The organism is Thioalkalivibrio sp. ALE16 (genome assembly GCF_000381305.1).
Classification (GTDB): Bacteria; Pseudomonadota; Gammaproteobacteria; order Ectothiorhodospirales; family Ectothiorhodospiraceae; genus Thioalkalivibrio.
The window spans coordinates 79,998-98,596 of record NZ_KB906361.1; the positions used below are offsets into that span (position 1 = coordinate 79,998).

Consider the following 18,599-nt stretch of genomic DNA (forward strand, 5'->3'; position numbering starts at 1 on the left):
CAAGATCTTGCACCGCACGCCACAGTGCGAACGGAACCGGCCCGCAGCCGGCAAAAGAGGACGCAAGCATGTTTAATGAAGTGATGAGCATTGCCCTGACCGCCCCGAATTCTCTACCAAAGGGCTGGACTTACTGGGACACCGTGGCCACCACGGAACGGATGCGGCGCCATGCGCGCCGTGTCGAAGGTACTTCGATTCTCCCTCCGCGCGTCGACATCATTCGGTCCATTCCGGGTGCTCCTGATGCTGAGGGCGTCCTGGCGCGCTGCGAAGCCACCTGGCCGGTGTCTTCCGACGACATCCAGGCGGCTCGGGATCACCTGCGGGGCGTGGGTCAAGAGCATTCTGCGGACACTTTTGATGATGACAGTGTCGCAGCGTATGTCCGTGCGGGAGACCCTCACGAGGACCTCGAGGCTCAGCGTGCACCGCTGCGCTTGAAATCGCCGAAGCAGGGTCTCTACCGCAATACGGATCGCATGGCCCCGGCGGCGTTCAAGGGTGTAATTCGGTTCGCGCCGGAACACGATGGCTGGGTCGCCGAGATCGGCTCGGGCGATACACGCCGTACACTTCCAGGAGGTGCGCTCAGCAACCCTGGAGAAGCGTTTGATCGCCTCATGAAGCATTTGCCTTCGCTCTATGCGCAGGACGCGCGCAGCTTGCTGGTGCAGTCCGGCGGGGATGTTCGCCAGGTGAAGTCTATGCTCCCGGCGCTCGAAGTGCAGGCGCTCGTGATCGAGCGGGACGCTCGACAGCTCCCCGTGGACCGCGTACTGGAGTCGATCTCCACCCATGCGGTCCGCTGGGTGTCCGAGATCTATCTGGGCCCGGCCGAGGCCTTCGATATGACGTCCTTAATCCCGGCGGTTTGCTGTCCGGATTGCGGGACTGTCTTGGATTGGGAAGATGACTACGCGTTTTGCCATGGCGTCACGAATGCGCGGGGATGTGGTGCATCCTGGTTGCTCGAACGCCGTGATGGTGAAGTGTTCATGGTTCGATCGAACAGCGCCGATCAGGATGCACTCCTCGAGCCCATCGACCGGGAGATCTTCTCCCGCATTGAAGCGCCAGTGGATGTGGCGAAGAAGCAGCACAACGCACGCAAGACCCAGAAGAAGGGTCAGCGTCAGTTGGAGGCGGACGCGGCGCGGCGGCAGTTTGAGGCCTATCCGGAATTCGAGTCGATGACGGATGAGCGGGGAATGCGCCGCGGCTGCGAGGTGAACACCCCCGACGGTGCCCGGGTATCCTTCTTTGGGCCCATGCGGATTGATGCGCGAAGCGGCCAACCCGCCGCCCAGGTCATCGTTCAAAAGGGCGGGCGAAGCCTGAAGACTGGGCGCCGCTACTGGCTCACGCCGCAAGAGCTTTTGGGGCGGCCGTGAGATCGATATTCCCCGCCCTCGCGGGCGGGGATCCGTTACACCGCGGCTTTGTTTTCCAACTGAACGCAGGCGCTGAGCGACTCCACCTGATGACCCGTTGGCGGGATAATGACGTCTGGGTCGTTCAGGCTTGGGAATACCGCATTCCCGCCGGCTTGTTTTGCCCGATACATCCGTTGGTCCGCGATCTTCACCAGCTCCCTCCAGTCGAGGGCCTCGTCGGGGTAGACAGCCACCCCGACACTGGCCGTGATCTGGCCGCCATCAGGCCTCAGGCCCAGGCCATTCTGGTATGCCAGTCGATTCAGCACCGAAATCACCCCGCTACGACCCGCGCCGGGGAGGATGATCAGGAATTCTTCACCGCCCCAGCGCACCACTGAATCCGTTCCGCGGAGGTTATGCATCAGTTGGGCGGCCGTATTGCACAGGATTTCGTCGCCGCACTCATGACCAAAGTTGTTGTTGACTTCGGAGAACTTATCGAGATCCAGAAACAGAATCACCACACTGGTTTCACGGCCCCGAATCTCTTCAGCGAGTCGTGTCTCTCCCGCGCGCCGGGTCAAACACCCCGTCAATGCGTCGTGTTCCAGCTCGTAGACGACGCGGTTCATGAATTGAATCTGGGATCCGGCCGAAAGCATCACGACCGACAGTAACGCGAGCATAAACAACACCCGGTCACCCAGCCCGATCGCTGCAATCCAGCTCTCCCCGCCCGGAAGCGTGACTGCGGTCACCAGCATGAGCCCGAAGGGCAAGATGGCACCGACGGCCACCTCGAGGACGGTTAGCGGGAACATCGCCAAGGCCGCGATCATCACCAGAGGGATTAAGGTGTAGGCCACGATGATCATCTCGGGTATTGCGCCGGCGGGCTGGCTCGCCAGGATCATGACCGCATACGCATAGAACGCGCTCACCGTCGCAATCAGTAACCCGCCATTGATCCAGATCTGGTTCGCTTTCCGCGGTCTCGGGGCGTACAGGGCGAGGGCGATCAACGCCCCACCGGCCGCCAATCGGCCGATCGCGAGCAAGGCCGCCGTCTCCGGAGGCAGGGTATACACATCAATAACAATCCACCCCAGCAGCACGAATCCGAATACGGCCATCAAGAGCCGGATCCTCCAAAAGGCCTCGCGGGTTCTTGCGCGCGTCAGGCCTTTGTCATGACTAAGGGGGTCGATAAAGATGCCCAGCCGGTTCTTTATTCCTTCGAATCCTGAACCGTCCGGTCCATCCTGATCCCTATTGTCACTCTGACGCATCGTTGAGTCCTTTCTTTTGTGCTGGCCGATTCCCCCTTCTCCAGCCATGGATTGGGTGAGTCGCGGTCATTCTAGGTCTTTCGTGAACATCCACCAAAACCCATTTTTGAAGGTGCTTTGAGCCGCCTGTTTTTTTCCGGTACGATCATCGCTAGTCACGCTCTGAGCGTGCTCGGGCCGCAAGGATGCCTACGCCCAATAACCCCTTGGAGGGGTTGCCCGGGAAGTCGATCATCAACGGTCTATCTTCCTGAACGCTGCATCCTTGACGGTCGCCCCCTGTTTTCTGTCAAGGATTGACTGCTATGGATAGCCAACACCCCGTTCTCGATTTCGTCTACGCGCGCGCCAGTCTTTTGGAGGCTGGCGCCGCCGCTGAGTCTTTGGGCCAGCCCATCCCGGTCTCTCGGTCCGAGCATATTCAGATTCTCCAGAATCGAAAGAAGGGGCCGAAGCTCGCGCGCCGAATTGCCCCCCTGGTTGTTCACGCCGCTCTCCATGATCCGGATTTCCCCGCGGACATTGATCGGGCCCCACTGGAGCACGCTGAACGAATCCTTTCCCAGGAGTCCTTCGAGGATTGGATCGCGGAGATGGCTGAGGCTGTCGAAAAAGGTCAGCGTCCGACGTTCGCACTCCTGTCGCTCCCGAATAACAAGAAATCCCGGCTGGCCTCCAGTCGGAAGGCCTGGCAGCAGGCCGGCGAGCGTTCAAGCAAGAAGATCGCGGACTGGATCGTGCAGAACGCACCCTCCGTGATTGCCTTCTTCGAATCCCGTGAAGCTGAAGGCGGAATGGATTTGAAGCGTCTTTCCAAGTTCACTCCCAAGGCGGCGTAAGCGTGGCGGTGGAACAAACCCAACCTGAAATCAGGGCGGCCGTTCCCGAGCGTGGATCGATCCCCAAATCAGCCCTTGTGTCCACCATCCAGGGTTCGGAGCGCGATGTTAAGCGTTACGCGGAATCGTGGTTGCGAGAACGTGGATCAGTTCAAGGTTTCTGGTGTGCTCGGCCCTGGGGGGAGGGTGTCTTCCTTGTCGAAGTGCATGACGGAGGGGGCGGCAAAGGGTGGCTGGATCCGCTGATTGCGCTTTATCGCGAGAGCGGGGAAGGGCAGGGCGTCATCCCTGGCTCCGAGTCTTCCCTAATCGTCGAGCTGGGCGATACGGCCGCACGCACGCTGGCCGTCGCCCCCGGGGATGCCCCCGGTACGATCTTGCGCCCCACCGGGTCGATGAATTGCGTGGACCCGAAGCCGGAGGTCCCCCTCCTGCTGATGACGGGTGGGGCCATGTTTCTTGGTGCACTGCTGCTGCTTTTGGCGATCGCCCATCGTCCGGTCCCGGATCCGATCTCGATTCTGCCTCCTGCGGATACTGCGATCTGGTCAGTCTGGTCACACCAGGTGGTCCCTTTGAACGGTGGCGACGTAGAAACCCTGCGATATGAAGATGGTGAATGGACATGGTCTCCAGCCTCAAACTGACGTCGACGCTGTCTCGCTGGGTGCGCGACTTCCGTGCGCTCCCGCACGGCCTGTTGCGGATCCTGGCAGTGGTTTTCGCGATCGTTTCAGGGTTGGCTTTTTTCTCGGCCGGATGGGTAATCGCGGCGCCGGATCAGGGGCGTGTCGTGACCCTCGAGCAATCTCTGGACGTAGCGGCCCCCTTGTGCGAGCAACACGCGGCGCGCATGGGATTTCATGCTGCCCCCGAGGGCACGCAGATGCTTCTAACTCATCCGGGCGGCCCGGTCGAGCCGCTCGTGCCGCTTTTTGAAGCTACATTGCAGGGTTGCCGGGGGTACCAGCTCGAATCCCTGTGCATCGGTGAGGGCTGCGCGGCCTCACCGAATCTCACGCTCCGGTACGCGCCGTGACGTTCGATCGTTCTCGCCTTCCATTCTCCATCACCCTGGCCCTGTTGCTGGGCGCGGGTATGGTAGCGGGGCAGAGTAAATCCGCCCTCGACTTGGGCGTCGGTCTTGATGCATCGACACCATCCTCTGTCGTCACACTGGACCCTGATTTACTCGATGCGCTGCGGCAGGTCGAGATGGCCTGGTCGTTTGCTCCTGAGTCCTCACGTCTTCCGGATCTGGTTTCCAGAGGGGCGTTGCGGGCGATCCCCGAGCCCCTGGAGACCATCGGTGCGGATTGGCGGCTGGGGCCGATTGCGATCGAAGCCCGGGGTGTCGATGGGGATCTTTGTTCCGCATACAGCGCGGACGGGGTTTTCGATACGGACCCAGGGGGGGCGGGATTGTTGTGCATCCGGCATGAGGATCGTCATGACCTTCGTTTTCGCTCTCGCCCCGTCCCTGCCGAGGATCGCGGGTATTGGGTCTGGCGGGCTGAATGGCAGAACACCGATCAGGCCGAACGCCTGATGGTCTCCGGCGCATCGACTCTCGAGGGCACCTGCCCGGGACAGATCCCGGAAGCTCCCGATGTTGTGCTCGTTCCCGGCCAAACCTATTGCTTCCCTGCTTTCCGTGGAGAGCCCCGAACCCATGAGCTTTGGGGCGCTTACTACCTGACCGACCCGGAGGCGTCCGCTCGTTTTTATGCGGGCGGACGAGGGTACAGCGTCTTAATCCCCTCGATCTCACCTTTTTAGTTACTCCTATCGATTCCCCGGAGCATTCCCATGAAACGGTCACCTCTCTATGCCGGTCTGGACTGCCTGCCGATGGGCGAAGGCTGCGAGGCCTATGAGGGGTACTTCCCGAGCGAAAATCGGACCCGGGTGCTTCACCTCAACAGCAACAACCTGACCGATGTGGAGGGGCTGGCCAGCCTCCGGCACGTGGGAAGCCAATTCCAGCTCCACAGCAACAACCTGACCAGTGTTCAGGGTCTGCGAAGCCTGCGTGAGGTGGGGAGCCACTTTCGCCTCTACGGAAACGATCTGGAGACACTGGATGGTCTTGGGTCGCTGACCTCCGTGGGGCAAGACTTCGCCCTCTACAGCAACGATCTGGTGGACATCTCGGCGCTGGGCAATCTGAATGAGGTGGGCAGAAACTTCTACCTCCACAACAACCCCCGCCTGGCGGACCTGTCGCCGCTGTCGAACCTCCAGACCCTTGGGGACAGCACGACCATCCGCTTCGATGCCGGCATCCACGAACGCGAAGGCTTCGTGCCGATTCAGGGCGGGGCGCTGTGCGAAACCTCGGCGGCGGCGAAATTCGACGACAACACGAATTACGCCACACAGGCCGATGTTTGCCAATAACGGTACGCATCTCAATCAAGGATGAGTTAAGCCAAGCATGGATAACCTAACCCCTGTACGCCCGATCGGCGAACTGCTGATTGAGCGTCAACTCCTAACGAGCGGGGCCCTGGACGCGGCGCTCCATGAACAGCGCCTGACCGGCGAGCGTCTGGGGGCGATCCTGGTGCGCAACGGGTTCGTGACACGCAAACAGCTCATTGCCACGCTCGCGGATACCGCTAACCCCGAAGTTCTATCGGAGCCGGTCGAGACCGACCGCGTGACCCCGGACCTTCTGCACCGGTTGCGCGTAATGATTCTGGGCGAGACGTCCAGGCGCGTCCTTCTCGCATCACCAAGCCCCCGCTGGTATGTGGAAAATCAGCTTCGCCCCTACTTTGAGGGTCGGGTGTTCGAGTGGATGGACTATGACCCTGCGATCTTCGAACACCACATGGACCGACTGGCCTCGTATTCGGCCGAGACGGAGCTGGATCGCGTCCTGCGAGAAGCCGTCATGGCTAGCGTTTCAGATGTGCATCTTGTACCCAAGCCCGCCGCGTACAGCCTGATGCATCGATACCTCGGCGTTCGCCGGATCCTGCGAGATCTCGATCATGAGGATGGGAAGCGCCTGGTGGCTCAAGCCAAGGATCGAGCGCGAGTCGACATGGCCGAGACCGCGCTCCCGCAAGATGGCGCTTTCCGTATGGCCCTTCTGGAGCGCTCAGTGGACTTTCGTGTGGCCACCCTACCGGAATCGGATGGGGAACGCCTCGTCATCCGCGTGCTGGATCCAGAGGCCGCGCAACCAGACCTGGAAGCATTGGGCTTGAGACACATCGATCCCTGGATGAAGGCCGCTACCCAGCCACATGGCATCTGTCTGGTCTGTGGCGCCACCGGCTCGGGAAAATCGACCACGCTCAACGCCACCATCCGGAAGCTCGATCGTTTTGGGCAGTCGATCCAGACCGTTGAGGATCCGGTGGAGCATCGCCTTTCGTTCGTTGGTCAGGTTGAAACCAACAGCGGGCGCGGGCTCGACTTCCCCCGGGCCTTGCGTGGCTTCATGCGTTCCGACCCCGACGTCATCGTGGTGGGTGAAATCCGCGATTACGAAACCGCCAAGCTCGCGGTCCAGGCAGCGGAAACCGGGCACATGGTGTTCGGGACGATCCACTCGGACTCACCGGTTGGGGGTATCGCCCGGATACGGGACCTCGGCGTTCCGCTGGAGGATTTCTCCGGCCTTTTGCGGTCGATGCTCGCCCAGAAGCTCGTCCGAACCCTATGCCCGGCCTGTGAAGGACAGGGCTGTGCGGCCTGCCGCCAGGAAGGGTATGCCGGCCGGACCCTCATCGCCGAGGTGGCAACCTTTTCCGGCGATGAGAGTGTGCAGCGGGCATTGGGTGGGGAGCGATGGTGGTCTTCAATGGAAGAGGATGCCCAAAGCCTTGTAAACGATGGCGTCACCACAAACGAAGAGATTGCCCAGAAATTGGGTTCACTCTAATTCTTCTTCTATTTCTGGACTCGAACCCATGGCCTTTGACCATATAACGCTGGAGCACCCGGACACACTCGATCTCAGGACGGTCCCAGTAGGGTTTTCCTGGACGACGCTGTTTTTTGGGTTTTTCCCAGCCTTCTTCCGACGGGATTGGAAGTGGGGGTGGCTCATGTTCGCGTTGTACATTCTTAGCTGGGGGATGAGTGGCGCGATCTTCATGTTCCTGTACAACAGGATCCATCTGGATGGCCTGCTTTCCCGCGGCTATCGCGTTCGCCGAGTACAGCTCAACCGGCTGCAAGAGGTCGAGCGGCGCCTCTCCATGAAGCTCCCGGTGGTAGAAGGTTATCGGGATCTCTGATTAGATCCGAACGGGGCGATTCCCCACCCAGATCACAACGCCCAGCGCTTCGTCTTCAGTGGCGGTTGTTTCATCCGAGCAGGTTGCTCCGCGTTGAACGGCGGCGGCCGGGAATGCTTTCTCCGCCCGGATGAGAAGGCGCTCAGAGGGTTCAGGGAATACTGCGCACAGGCGCGTTACCTCCAACCCCTCGAAATCCCCATTGGCCTCCAATATCCACTCGCCACCCCTTGGGAGTAGAGGGCGCGACATCCGGACCCGATCCTCAAACTGGGCGAGCGTGGTCGGCGCATCGAAGCCTAACCGAGCCATGGTGTCCGAGGCCTCCGCGAAGGCTTCAAATCCCCGTTTCACCTGCTCGGCTTCCTTCCCCCCCGAAAGGGCGCCGATATTGGTGTAATTGACGGTCGCAAACGCCAAGCCCGCTGTTAGCGCGATACTCAGGACCGTAATCAGGAGTTGGAACATCGGTTAGTCATCCACCCGGGCGATGCCCGCTTGCAGTTCTACTTGCGCAACGCCAATCGTTTCCACCTCGACCCGGTACACCTCGCCGGGCGCGAGATAGGCCTGGACTTTCCCGCTAATCCGTTCACGCATCGGCCCGTTTGGCGTCACGGTGACCACATCCTGTGCCTGGGCCTCGGCAATCCCGAGCATAGCGGCCGCCACACGGATCAACCTTGAATCCGGGGTGTTTCTGGTTTGACCCGGCGGCGTTCCGCCCTGGCCGGGAGGCGTTCCGCCCTGTCCGGGAGGCGTTCCGCCCTGCCCGGGAGGTGTTCCGCCCTGCCCGGGAGGTGTTCCGCCCTGCCCGGGAGGTGTTCCGCCCTGGCCGGGAGGTGTTCCGCCCTGGCCGGGAGGCGTTCCACCCTGGCCGGGAGGAATGAACCCACCATCTTCGATCGTAAAGGGCTCGATATACCCTTCAAACCGGGCCGTCCATCGATCCCGTACGGACCAGGTGCCTTGATGGTCGCGCGCCTCCAGACGAACCTCAACGGTTGTGGATCCCTCGTTCTCCGACAGAGTTTCGAGTTCAACCTCGATTCCGTGCTGCACTAGCACGCCGCGGTCGGCATTCGGGGGGACAATGGTTGCTCCAATCGTGGGCGCCTCCATCGGCACGACATTAAATCTTGGACCTTGAGTGAGGTCCCGGTAGGGCCAGTAGGTCCAGTTCACGGCGGTGTCTTCCGGTGATTCGTCACCGCAATTCAGCGTCTTCTCCAGACTCCCTTCAGCGCGCCGGGCACGGGTATCCTCAATCGCGGCGGAGGCGGCGCTCGACCACTCATTGCTTGGTACCTCCAGGCATAGCCAGGGCTCCGCGATCTGACCCTTGTACGCAACCCCCGCGCTCCATGTCGCACCACCAACGCCAGGGGATACCATTACGGCACTATTCTTCAGCGCGTCGATCCCAGCGCTTTCCAGTTCACTGAAATCGATCGCCCCGGTGGCCGGATCCCGCTGCCATTCCAGATAGGCCGTCATCGCCGCATGCATCTGGTCGACTTCGCTCATAAGCTGTTCATGGATCGCGACGCGGGCTTTCTGCTCAGCCGGGACGAACGTCAGCGCCGCCACCAGCGCAATCATGGCAATCAGCGTCGCCATCACCACCAGAAAGAGATTCCCCATGGCGACTACTGCACCCGCATCAGGCCGTCATCAAAATCGATGACCGCCGACCCCTGGCTTTCCAGTGTAATTCGAAGAGCAGCGCCTGCCGGAATCCAACCTTCGAGGACGCCGGCTCGATCCGAGCGGAGGTAGCCATCCGCGGCTTCGGTCTGCCCGTCCACGGTCATCGTGACATCCGCTTCCAACGCGCCCATCCACTGGTCGACCGATTCCCATGTGACATCGTCCTGACTGACCTCGAGGGTTGCGGTCATACTGGAGGCTCCATCCCCCAATTCCGCCTGATAGGCGACCGTGAAGGGGTACCGGACATGCGTGCCCTGGCTTGAACTGACCTGGATACTTTCACCCGCGGCCGGTGGTGCCACCTCGATCCATTCCGCGACTACACGCTCGAATGGCTCAACAAACGTCCAGTGCGTCCAGTATCCGCCGCCGGGCTCATGGGTCGCTGCGGCACAGTCCGAACCCTCGATACGGGCTCGCTCCGGCGCCTTGCGCGCATTATCGAGCAGCCCTTGAGCGGCACTTTCACTCCATCCGCTCGCGGGTGGGGCGAGGCACACCCATACGGCGTCACGGCCCTCGTACGTGGCGGTTCCGACTCTCCACTCACCTTCGCCAATCGGGCGCGGCAGGAAGAGCGCCTCGGCGGTCAGATCGTCTCGGATGTCGTTTCGAGGAACCACCAGGTTGATCGAGCCGGTTGACGGGTCTCGGGATTGCTCGAGAAAGCGCGCCACGCCGGCGTTCATCTTGTCGAAACGCTCACCGGCGAGTTCCTCGACCTCGACGCGGACTTGTTGATCGGCGGGGATATAGTTGACCGTGAGGGTTATGGCGACCGCCCCCAGCATCAAGGCCATGACCACAATAATCAGGTTGACCATGGCTTTAACCTACCAGAACCGCTGGAGTTGGCCCGGACCGATGGTCACGTTGGCGTGGTTTCCAGGGACCTCCGTGATAGTCCGCATCTCCCAGCCTGCGGGGATCACCGCCTCCAGAGCAGCATTGCGGCGCAGACGCACCCCTCCTTGCGGGGTTTCTGTTCCCCCGGTGATGTCTTCTCCGGAGGCCGTCGTACCCGTGACCGCCAGCGCCGGAAGCGCTTGCTCGACCTCCATTTGCCAGCGATCTGCCGTGACCCAGGAACCTCCCGGTTCCCGCAGCTCAATCCGAGCCGTTACACCACCGGCTGGATCCTGGTTGGAGTTCATTTCGATTTCCGCATCCACATTGAGACGAATCCGCACCACGCGGTTTTCGTCATACAGCGTGGACTCGGATGGGTTCGGCGCGTCGACAAACTCCACCGCAGTGCCCGGATACGAAACCTGGTGCGCCGCGAACCAGTAGGTGAGGTAGGCCCCCTCCGCGACATTGGTATCGGCCCCACAGGTATCCGCCTGAATCGTCGCCTTGTCTGGTAGAGCGCGCTGAACGGCATCGTTGATACCGGCCTGGACCGATCCGGCCCATCCAGATTTCGGGGGGTTGAGGCAAACCCAGATCGCATCGCGTCCAAGATAGGCGCCCACACCCGCTGTCCATTCTCCGTTTCCAGGCGCGCGTGGGGCGAAGACATATTCGGGGGAGAGATCATCCATCAAGGTGTCACGGGTGGGCCCAAGATCCACGCTTCCGGTCGCGGGGTTTCGAACCTCGTTGAGGTATCCATTCACCCCTTTTTCCAGCACGTCAATCTGCGCCACCACGGCATCAACCGTCGAGGCTCGAATTTCGCTGTCCACGGGGATGTATTTGATCGCGGCCGTGAGCGCAATCGCCCCCAGGAGCAGGGCCATCACCACCAGGATGAGATTGATCACATGCCCCCCATCGCGGCTTCGGTCATCTGAAGCAGCGGCAGAATGACCGCTCCAAACAGCACCACACCGGACGCCGTCAGGAAGAGCGCAGCACCCAGTTGGGCCGTGGGCATAAGCTGTTCTACCCGAATGCGATAGATATCGCGGTACTGGGTTGCTATGGCTTCGACGGAGTCTGCTACCTGACTTCGATCCTGCGAGGTCCCGAGGGCCGCCTGGTCCGTTGGATGGAGACTGGTCATGGCGTTGGGCCATGGCCGGCCATCGCGGACGGCCTGAAGGGCGGCGGCGAAGTCATTCTTGGTCTGGCCTCGCTCGGCGCTGTCGCGGGATAGCCGCAGCGCTTCTTCAACCCGAAGACCGGAGCGCAGCAGGATCGCCAGCCCGTAGAAGGCAATGTAGTTCTTGCGGGCGAGGACCACATCCTTGAAGAACGGGATCCGAATAATCAGACGATCCACGGCGGCCGGGATAATGGGACGCATCACCTTGGTCAGGACCAGGGCGAGCACCACGAAGAAGGTCGAAATGGCCGCGACCCAGGTGAGAATGTTGGAGGTGAGCGTGACCCAGGGGAGCTGTCCCGCACCCATCTGTTGCACCATAGGGGAGGCTTCCATTTCGGGCACGACGTAGAGCGTCGTCCCCAGAAGGGTCATCACACCCGCTGCAAAACCGCCGAGGGTTGGCATCAACCCCTTGGCGGACTCCTTCTTGATCGCTTCGTTTTCCTGTTCAAACCGAACGGCTTCCTTGAGGGCGGCGGCCATATTGCCAGCCTGCGAGCCGGTTCGGATGATGGCCAGCGTGGATTCTGGAAAGGCGGCGGGCCCCACAGCCTCCATCGCACCCACCAGAGAATCCCCGTTCTCAATCCGCTGGCGAAGCTGGCCCGCCACGCGACTGATGCGGCCTCGGAAGGTATCGTGGAGTAGCCGAAGTGCTTCGCCGGTCCCGACCCGTGAGCCGATCATGGCCGCCAGACGCTGAAACAGCATGGCGCGATCGCCCCGGCCCAGTGTCGCCGCTGTCGACAAGGACCAGCGTCGTTTCACGGACATGACGTGCCCCTGACGCTGCGCCTGTAGGCGGGCATCCTCCGCACTCGTCGCATGGACCTCTACGGTCTGGATTTTGGAGCCGTTCTTGATGCGTGCGGCGAATGTGGCCATACCAATCCCTTGGGTTATTCAGAGCCCGTCACGTCCGTCGTGACGGCGGATTTTTATCCCGCCGTCTCAGGCGGTTTCTTTCATGGCATCCGGCTCGGCCTTGAATTCCGCCCCGAATACGCGACGGACCTCTTGCAGGTCCGTCAGTCCTTCCTCGAGTTTCACGCGCACATCGTCGATCATCGATGGCCACCAGCATTCTCCGGCGATCACGCGATCCACGGATTCTTCGTCGGGAAGGTAGGCCACCTCCGACACGATGCTGCGTCCCGCATAACGCTTGTTTCCGCACGCATCGCAACCGGCCCCATTGCACTCGTTGCAAACGGTCCGAACCAGGCGTTGTGCCATGACGCCGCGCAGCAGGTAGCGCAGCTCATGCGGTTCTACCCCGATATCCCGAAGGCGGCCAATGGCGCCCCGAACCGAGGAGGTGTGCAGGGTCCCCATGACCAGGTGGCCGGTTTCGGCCGCCTTGACCGCGTTGCGGGCCGTTTCCAGGTCACGGATCTCACCGACGAGAATGACATCCGGATCCGAGCGCATGAAGGCGCGGACGGCGCGCGCAAAATCCAGCCCCACTGAGTCATTGGTCGCGACTTGTCCGACATACGGGATCCGATATTCCACTGGATCCTCGACGGAGTAGATCGCACGCTCCAGGACCTCCATCTCGCGGACGGCCGCGTTGAGCGTGGTGGTCTTCCCGGAGCCGGTAGGTCCGCAGATCAGGCAGAGCCCTTCTGCGCGGGACATGGCCTTTCGGAATTCATTGATACGGGTGATCCCTAGATGATCAAGTACCGGATTGACTCGATCGGGATCGAGCAGACGGATAATGATCGTCTCACCTTCCGTGGTCGGAACCGTCGCGACGCGCAGATCAACAATCCGGCCGTTGTGCTCGACGGAAAAGCCTCCATCCTGCGGGATCCGCCGCTCCGCCATATCCATGCGCGCACGGTCCTTGATCTGCGCCGTGAGGCTGTTGTACTCGTCCATGGTGCCTTCGTGCATCAGCTCACGGACACCCATCTGGCGAGAGAGCACGGTGTAGCTGTGCATCCGCGGCATGATGTGCAGGTCGGATGCGTTGTTGTCCAGGGCTTTCCGGAGCATCCATTCCAGCATCCCGCCATCGTTGGCGTTGGCTCGCTGGGCTTTTTCCAGGTAATCGTCCACTCGCTGCGGCGATGCGGGTACGAATTGGATATCCCGCCCGCCCATATAGGGCCGCAACCGCCGCCGCGTCATACCCTTTGGTTTCAGGGTGGCCACATACACGGTATCCGGGAGTTCCGCGACGATCATGCTCCGGGTCTCGGCCAGGACGCTGGCCGGAAGGCCGGGCATCAGCGTGGACTCCCGCATCAGCATTCCCGGATTGGTATGCCGAAGGGTTTCCACGAGGGTGTCCTGGCGGATGAACCCGTTGCGCACCAGGATCTTCCCCAAGTGCTCCCCGGTTACCGACTGTTCCATCAGGGCGGCATCCAGGCGCCCCTTCGCCAACAACCCCTTTTCAACGAGATGATCCCCAATCCGCATCGTTTCCGCCTTTTGCCCGGAAGCTCGGCCTGATTAGGTGCCCGAGTTGCAGCAAAGCGCCTGATATTTCGATTCAGCGGCGTCCGTGCATACTGGAATCAGCGGATCTTCCTCTGCGATGCCGAACTCGTCCCGCGTCGCACCCTGCCTTTCATTGACCAGCTCGCAAGCCTTAATACTCACAAGGCTCCCATCAAGGGATACGCTGCCTTCTTCGACGTCGATATCCCAACCTTCCGGGATTACCTGGATATAGCGCGGAATCAGATCTTCCTCCAGGTTTTCAATGGGCGATTTATCCCGAATCGAGCGCAGGTTGACCGCTGATACAATCTGGTTCGCCTCGTTCAGAATTCGCGAGGACTCGGCGTTTGCGCTTTCATTGGAGAACACGCTTCCTCCGTAAAAGAGCGTGGCGATGGCCAGCGCAGCCACCAATGAAATCGATATGATGACAATAATGAGGTTGAACATCGTAAAATCCTCTTGTTACAGCCCCGATGTGGTTGCAATCGGGGGGGTGAAATGCCTACGCCCTGCGGACCAGAAACCTTTGCATCGCGCGCTGGACTCGGACCGCTGGGCGTAACCACGCCACTAAAAGGCCGAGCACGCCTCCGGCCAGCCACCAGGCTGCGGTCGACCCTTGGCCGACCGTGAGGAAGTACATCCCCACGGCCAGCGCCAGGCCGGCTGCACCAAAGTCGAAAACCGTAATGAAGCGTGTCAGCCGTTCCATGGGTTACCGTCCCTTCGACTTAGTAGCCGTACAGGAAGGCGCCCTCGTCTTCGCCGCCATCCCAGTCGCAGCCGTACGGCATGCCGCCGAGGTCCATCGAACCGGCGGTGGAGTCGAAGTCGCCCGACACGGTGCCGTCACCGTTCGGGTCGCCGGCTTCCACGTTGATGGCGCCACAGACCGCTTCGCTCAGGATCACATTGGAAACGAAGCCTTCGTCACCCATCGCCCAGGAGCCACCGATGTTGGCCGCCAGAGCCGGGATGCTGGACAGGTAATCCTCCGTCGCCAGGATTTCCACGTCTTCGGGGTGATCGCCCGCATTGCGCACGGTGTACAGGGTGGACGCACCACCAATCTGCTGGGCCTGGTTGATCACACCCGAGGCGTTGGCCTGCGTGGTGCCCTCTGTAAAGGCAGAACCCCCAAAATAAAGGGTAGCCACGGCCAGGGCGGCAACCAGGGCGATGGAGATGATGGTAATAATAAGACTGAACATATTGAAAAGTCCTTTTCAGTGGTTAAAAGACGATCCGGATTATTCCGAATCTTTTACTTGTGACAATCGGGCTTCGAATCCCCGATCCCCACACTTCTCCCCGGCGCACATGGATTGAAGTTGGTGCGCAGAGCAGAATCCTTGAAGCACAGACAAACGCGCCACATACACCATGGGGCTTTCGTTGTCACTGGCTTCGAGATATAGATCCTTTTGGGTTTTATGGACGCTGAATTTCAGTGCCTTCGCTTGTTCTTCACAGGCTTGCTGGGCCCGGTCGGCATTGGTCTCGGGTGGCGTGATCACGCTCATTGCTGCAACCGTCGCAGCGCCCCCGGTCATCACTATCCCCATGGCGCCGAACAACACCCCCAGCACGACATTCCGGCGCTGATGAACCTTCACAGCATCCCCTCCAAGCTCGACAGTTGGCGGTGGAACTCGGCGTCGGTGCTGGCTTCCGGGGTGTGCGTGTCGACCGCATAGCGCCCCGACTCGAACCGGAACTCACGGATGTATTCACCGGGCCCAAGGGCTTTCTGATGGTGTTGCAGGGCCTCGATGGGCAATTCGATGTGGGCACCGGCATGCTCGGAAACGGGGGCTGTCAGCGTCATCACGTAGACGGCGAGAGCCGACAGGAGCGCGGCGCCGCCGACACCCGTGGCTGCCAGCCCGAGGGTCGCGATGACACGCCCATCGTTGTAATAGGGCGTCATGTCGGACGCGCCGGCCTGGCTGTATTCGATGCGTTCGGCATTCTCGGTGGGCACCTCCACGATCAGGGAGAAGACTTCTCCGTCTTCCTGATGCACCTCCGCCCAGCGATCCCCGGCAAGCGGAATCGCAATGGCCGCGTCGTTGCACATCCGTCCGATCACCTCTTTCAGGACCGATCGACCGCCAGCCTCCTGAATCTCGTAGGCGAAGCCGCCTTCATGCTTGGTGATGTTGATCCAGGTGGCCTCGAGGGAGCTGCACTGACGCTCCGCCAACCCTCGGACATAGGCCCATGCGTCCTTGCGGCTTACGCCGCCCAGCGTTCCTACGATGATGAAGTTCGGGAGGCTCACTGCACGCCCCCTGACTCGCTCGATGGCGCGATCTGCCAGATCTCCACGCGCCGATCTTCGGCCGAGACTTCATTCGGCAGCCCGCACGCGCCAACCGCCAGTGTTTCCACCTGACCCAAGGGCGCTCCGTGGCTCCCGAGTGTCCGCAGCGCCTGCTCCGCCCGCTGCTCCGCCAGTGCGCCGTCCGCGGTTCCACGCGGGCCGGTATCGTGGTATCCCGCCAGCACGTATCGATGTCGGGGTTCCGCCTGAATCTCGTCGGCAATTCCCGTGAGATATCGCAGGGAGGGGCTCTGGAGTCGATCCGTATCCGGCTCGAAGTACACCGCGCGGATGTCCACGATGTTTTCGTCCTCGGATACCGCTACCGCGTCTGGGTCGCATGCGGTCGCCGGCCCCGGGGCGACGATGCGATCGTCCTGTACGACTTCCTCGAAGTCTTCATCGCTCTCGTCGAGGAACACGGTGACGGTCGGGCGCAGGAGAATGAACATGGCGTGGCGATCCGTGCTGATACGCTCCGAACCGGCTGCTTTGTCCTCAAGCCCTGCAAGGGAGGTGTAGTTCTTGTCGACCTGATCGTAGGCGACCCCGCCGATCAGCGTTGCCTCACCCGGTCGCAACCGGGAGATATTGGTGAATGCGAGATCTTGCAGCTCGGGGGAGGTGAGGGTGGCGCCATCAACACCCACATCGAACTCCCGCATTTGCACGACATCCGTCAGGTCCATCTCGATCCTCGATGTCACCAGATCGGTGGATGCGTCGTACCGCGGGACGATCGAGACATTCAAACCGGTTTGCTGGACCTCAACGGTGGCGCCGGTCGTCGACCCCGTATCGCGCACGGCCGTCGAGGTGACCTCGCCGACAAAGGGCACCTGGTTGCCTGATCGAATCTCGACCTCAGCACCCGCCAGGGTAGTCAGGGTGATGTCTTGTTCGGTTCTCGCATCGCCGTATTCGGACAGCGCGTTTACGACGGCGCCAATACTGAGCCCGGGGATCTCGCGACTGAACGAGATCCCCTGGCGGGTCAGGCTTGTGGCGTTCCCAGTCACGTCCAGGTCGGTATTCACCAGATCGCCCAACTGGATGGCCAGTTCGTTCCAGTTGAACCCCTGCCGGCGCTCTCGATTCAGGCGCACGTCGATCAATGCCATCTGGAGGTGCACGACCGCAGCGTTGCGCGCCGCGCGCTCGATGTACTGCTCAATATCGTCGTGGGCGTTCGGGGTTGCGCGGTACGTGATGACGCCCGCATCCAGCTCACCGCGGACGGAGGTACCCCCGAGGTCCTCGATCTGCGCAGCGAGGCGCTCGACAAGGTCTTCATTCTGCGGGGCGCTCAGGATGTACCGGGAGTCGGGTCGAAGCACGACGTACCCACCGCGGTACTCAACGGCGACATCGCGGACTTCCTGAAGCACTCGCACCAGCCCTCCCACGGTGCCATCGAACTGTGCAAGCCCAATCGGCTGGCCACTGAAGTCCCCGGCGTCTTCCGTATCGGTCGCGCCCTGACGAATCGTTGCCGGGATACCCTCGGCGTTCAGGATGCCCACCAGATCCGTGAGGGTGGCGTTGTGCGGAAAGCGCAAGGAAATCTCGGTATCCGCCACTGCGCCGGTCAACGGGTACCGGTTGCTCACCTCGATGCCGGCGCGACCCCGAACCTTCGTGACCGGTTGCTGCTTCTCGGCCCACTCCAGTTGGCGATCCGCCTGGAGCGCGTCCGTGTCCGGCAGCCGGTCTCGGTCGGGGGGCATTGCCGCACACCCGGACAGAAGGGCGAGGGCGATCGAAGTCGCCAGGAGACGACCCTTCATTCCGAGTCCCCCTTTTGTGCGCTGCCATTCGATTGGGCGCCGGGGATCACAAACGGGAAATTGGCCTCCCCATCATATTCGGCACTGTACAGCCGGCCATCCGTATCGTTGCGATAGAAGGCGCGATGCTGGGTTTTGCCTACCAGCTTGCTACCGGCGGGGATCTGGCTCAGGGCGGCGGGGATGTTCGCCGAGGCGTTCTGACCGTTCTGTGGTTCCTCCTCGGCCGCCCGCGATTCCTGAAGAACCACTCGGAGGTCCTCCAGATGCGCTTCCAGGCGCTCGATTCGATGCTCCAGCTCACTGGGCGCGGCCATGACGACCGCCGGGTCGTTGGTGCTTGGCGGGTAAAATGGGTCGGACGCAATCGCATACCCGCTGCCTGCGAAAAGCAGGGCGGATCCAATCAGGATTTGAAGGTTGCTTCGGCCCGGTCGGGCGCGAACGATCCTGCGGTTGCGCATGGAAGTCCTTTTCCGTCTCGCCTGTCCTTGGCG

21 protein-coding genes are annotated in these 18,599 nt (G+C 61.5%); 8 read left to right on the plus strand and 13 right to left on the minus strand.

All coding sequences use genetic code 11. The features are described from left to right. Window positions 1-68 precede the first annotated feature (68 nt). Window positions 69-1,394: a hypothetical protein gene (locus F627_RS0108240; RefSeq protein ID WP_019583792.1), complete on the plus strand. Its 1,326-nt coding sequence runs from the start codon at window positions 69-71 to the stop codon at window positions 1,392-1,394. Window positions 1,395-1,429: 35 nt separating this feature from the next. On the opposite strand, the gene F627_RS0108245 is transcribed toward F627_RS0108240, so the two are convergent. Further along, on the minus strand, window positions 1,430-2,668 hold the full coding sequence (locus tag F627_RS0108245; RefSeq protein WP_019583793.1) for a diguanylate cyclase: 1,239 nt from the start codon (window positions 2,666-2,668) through the stop codon (window positions 1,430-1,432). 305 nt (window positions 2,669-2,973) lie between these two features. Here F627_RS0108245 and F627_RS0108250 point away from each other — a divergent pair, with 305 nt between their 5' ends. Genes F627_RS0108250 through F627_RS0108280 form a run of 7 tightly spaced genes read left to right on the plus strand, consistent with a single transcriptional unit; the run spans window position 2,974 to window position 7,763 of the window. After that, on the plus strand, window positions 2,974-3,507 hold the full coding sequence (locus F627_RS0108250; protein WP_019583794.1) for a hypothetical protein: 534 nt from the start codon (window positions 2,974-2,976) through the stop codon (window positions 3,505-3,507). 2 nt (window positions 3,508-3,509) lie between these two features. Beyond that, window positions 3,510-4,154 carry a hypothetical protein gene (locus F627_RS16965; protein WP_155987118.1) on the plus strand — a complete coding sequence of 215 codons (645 nt, stop codon included), beginning with the start codon at window positions 3,510-3,512 and terminating at the stop codon, window positions 4,152-4,154. Next, window positions 4,127-4,546 carry a hypothetical protein gene (locus tag F627_RS0108260; RefSeq protein ID WP_019583796.1) on the plus strand — a complete coding sequence of 140 codons (420 nt, stop codon included), beginning with the start codon at window positions 4,127-4,129 and terminating at the stop codon, window positions 4,544-4,546. Before F627_RS16965 ends, F627_RS0108260 begins: the two co-directional genes overlap by 28 nt. Next, complete coding sequence (locus F627_RS0108265; protein WP_019583797.1) at window positions 4,543-5,286, plus strand: hypothetical protein; 744 nt, start codon at window positions 4,543-4,545, stop codon at window positions 5,284-5,286. Before F627_RS0108260 ends, F627_RS0108265 begins: the two co-directional genes overlap by 4 nt. 30 nt (window positions 5,287-5,316) lie before the next feature. Further along, window positions 5,317-5,907 carry a hypothetical protein gene (locus F627_RS0108270; RefSeq protein ID WP_019583798.1) on the plus strand — a complete coding sequence of 197 codons (591 nt, stop codon included), beginning with the start codon at window positions 5,317-5,319 and terminating at the stop codon, window positions 5,905-5,907. A gap of 37 nt (window positions 5,908-5,944) precedes the next feature. Continuing rightward, complete coding sequence (locus F627_RS0108275) at window positions 5,945-7,405, plus strand: GspE/PulE family protein (RefSeq protein WP_019583799.1); 1,461 nt, start codon at window positions 5,945-5,947, stop codon at window positions 7,403-7,405. 28 nt (window positions 7,406-7,433) lie between these two features. After that, the gene (locus F627_RS0108280; protein ID WP_019583800.1) at window positions 7,434-7,763 is read left to right on the plus strand and encodes a hypothetical protein; all 330 of its coding nucleotides are present in this window, start codon (window positions 7,434-7,436) and stop codon (window positions 7,761-7,763) included. Here the strand turns inward: F627_RS0108280 and F627_RS0108285 are convergent, their stop codons facing one another. The 12 genes from F627_RS0108285 to F627_RS0108340 form a co-directional block, all read right to left on the minus strand. Then, window positions 7,764-8,231, minus strand: coding sequence for a hypothetical protein (locus F627_RS0108285; RefSeq protein WP_019583801.1), 468 nt, complete (start codon window positions 8,229-8,231; stop codon window positions 7,764-7,766). It abuts the gene before it with no gap. Between the two features lie 3 nt (window positions 8,232-8,234). Next, entirely contained in the window at window positions 8,235-9,407 is a 1,173-nt protein-coding gene (locus F627_RS0108290; protein WP_019583802.1) for a hypothetical protein, read from the minus strand. Between the two features lie 5 nt (window positions 9,408-9,412). Then, window positions 9,413-10,300, minus strand: coding sequence for a hypothetical protein (locus F627_RS15990; RefSeq protein ID WP_019583803.1), 888 nt, complete (start codon window positions 10,298-10,300; stop codon window positions 9,413-9,415). 9 nt (window positions 10,301-10,309) lie between these two features. Further along, entirely contained in the window at window positions 10,310-11,242 is a 933-nt protein-coding gene (locus F627_RS0108300) for a hypothetical protein (RefSeq protein WP_019583804.1), read from the minus strand. After that, window positions 11,239-12,414 carry a type II secretion system F family protein gene (locus tag F627_RS0108305; RefSeq protein ID WP_019583805.1) on the minus strand — a complete coding sequence of 392 codons (1,176 nt, stop codon included), beginning with the start codon at window positions 12,412-12,414 and terminating at the stop codon, window positions 11,239-11,241. The genes F627_RS0108300 and F627_RS0108305 overlap by 4 nt, the downstream gene beginning before the upstream one ends. Window positions 12,415-12,480: 66 nt before the next feature. Then, window positions 12,481-13,869 (minus strand): GspE/PulE family protein, encoded by a 1,389-nt coding sequence (locus F627_RS0108310; RefSeq protein WP_231370143.1) that lies wholly within the window; start codon window positions 13,867-13,869, stop codon window positions 12,481-12,483. A gap of 126 nt (window positions 13,870-13,995) precedes the next feature. Beyond that, window positions 13,996-14,436: a hypothetical protein gene (locus F627_RS0108315; RefSeq protein ID WP_019583807.1), complete on the minus strand. Its 441-nt coding sequence runs from the start codon at window positions 14,434-14,436 to the stop codon at window positions 13,996-13,998. Between the two features lie 284 nt (window positions 14,437-14,720). Then, on the minus strand, window positions 14,721-15,200 hold the full coding sequence (locus F627_RS17220; protein WP_019583809.1) for a hypothetical protein: 480 nt from the start codon (window positions 15,198-15,200) through the stop codon (window positions 14,721-14,723). A gap of 39 nt (window positions 15,201-15,239) precedes the next feature. After that, window positions 15,240-15,605, minus strand: a complete 366-nt coding sequence (locus F627_RS16975) for a hypothetical protein (protein WP_155987119.1) — start codon at window positions 15,603-15,605, stop codon at window positions 15,240-15,242. Then, window positions 15,602-16,273 (minus strand): hypothetical protein, encoded by a 672-nt coding sequence (locus F627_RS15650; RefSeq protein WP_019583810.1) that lies wholly within the window; start codon window positions 16,271-16,273, stop codon window positions 15,602-15,604. The genes F627_RS16975 and F627_RS15650 overlap by 4 nt, the downstream gene beginning before the upstream one ends. After that, complete coding sequence (locus F627_RS0108335; RefSeq protein WP_019583811.1) at window positions 16,270-18,102, minus strand: OmpA family protein; 1,833 nt, start codon at window positions 18,100-18,102, stop codon at window positions 16,270-16,272. Before F627_RS0108335 ends, F627_RS15650 begins: the two co-directional genes overlap by 4 nt. After that, window positions 18,099-18,566, minus strand: a complete 468-nt coding sequence (locus tag F627_RS0108340) for a hypothetical protein (protein WP_019583812.1) — start codon at window positions 18,564-18,566, stop codon at window positions 18,099-18,101. The genes F627_RS0108335 and F627_RS0108340 overlap by 4 nt, the downstream gene beginning before the upstream one ends. Window positions 18,567-18,599: the final 33 nt, after the last annotated feature.

Coding starts and splice junctions, on each gene's coding strand:
- F627_RS0108240 (WP_019583792.1), top strand. CDS start 69: ATGTTTAATGAAGTGATGAGCATTGCCCTGACCGCCCCGAATTCTCTA.
- F627_RS0108245 (WP_019583793.1), bottom strand. CDS start 2,668: ATGCGTCAGAGTGACAATAGGGATCAGGATGGACCGGACGGTTCAGGA.
- F627_RS0108250 (WP_019583794.1), top strand. CDS start 2,974: ATGGATAGCCAACACCCCGTTCTCGATTTCGTCTACGCGCGCGCCAGT.
- F627_RS0108260 (WP_019583796.1), top strand. CDS start 4,127: ATGGACATGGTCTCCAGCCTCAAACTGACGTCGACGCTGTCTCGCTGG.
- F627_RS0108270 (WP_019583798.1), top strand. CDS start 5,317: ATGAAACGGTCACCTCTCTATGCCGGTCTGGACTGCCTGCCGATGGGC.
- F627_RS0108275 (WP_019583799.1), top strand. CDS start 5,945: ATGGATAACCTAACCCCTGTACGCCCGATCGGCGAACTGCTGATTGAG.
- F627_RS0108280 (WP_019583800.1), top strand. CDS start 7,434: ATGGCCTTTGACCATATAACGCTGGAGCACCCGGACACACTCGATCTC.
- F627_RS0108285 (WP_019583801.1), bottom strand. CDS start 8,231: ATGTTCCAACTCCTGATTACGGTCCTGAGTATCGCGCTAACAGCGGGC.
- F627_RS0108290 (WP_019583802.1), bottom strand. CDS start 9,407: ATGGGGAATCTCTTTCTGGTGGTGATGGCGACGCTGATTGCCATGATT.
- F627_RS15990 (WP_019583803.1), bottom strand. CDS start 10,300: ATGGTCAACCTGATTATTGTGGTCATGGCCTTGATGCTGGGGGCGGTC.
- F627_RS0108305 (WP_019583805.1), bottom strand. CDS start 12,414: ATGGCCACATTCGCCGCACGCATCAAGAACGGCTCCAAAATCCAGACC.
- F627_RS0108315 (WP_019583807.1), bottom strand. CDS start 14,436: ATGTTCAACCTCATTATTGTCATCATATCGATTTCATTGGTGGCTGCG.
- F627_RS17220 (WP_019583809.1), bottom strand. CDS start 15,200: ATGTTCAGTCTTATTATTACCATCATCTCCATCGCCCTGGTTGCCGCC.
- F627_RS0108335 (WP_019583811.1), bottom strand. CDS start 18,102: ATGAAGGGTCGTCTCCTGGCGACTTCGATCGCCCTCGCCCTTCTGTCC.
- F627_RS0108340 (WP_019583812.1), bottom strand. CDS start 18,566: ATGCGCAACCGCAGGATCGTTCGCGCCCGACCGGGCCGAAGCAACCTT.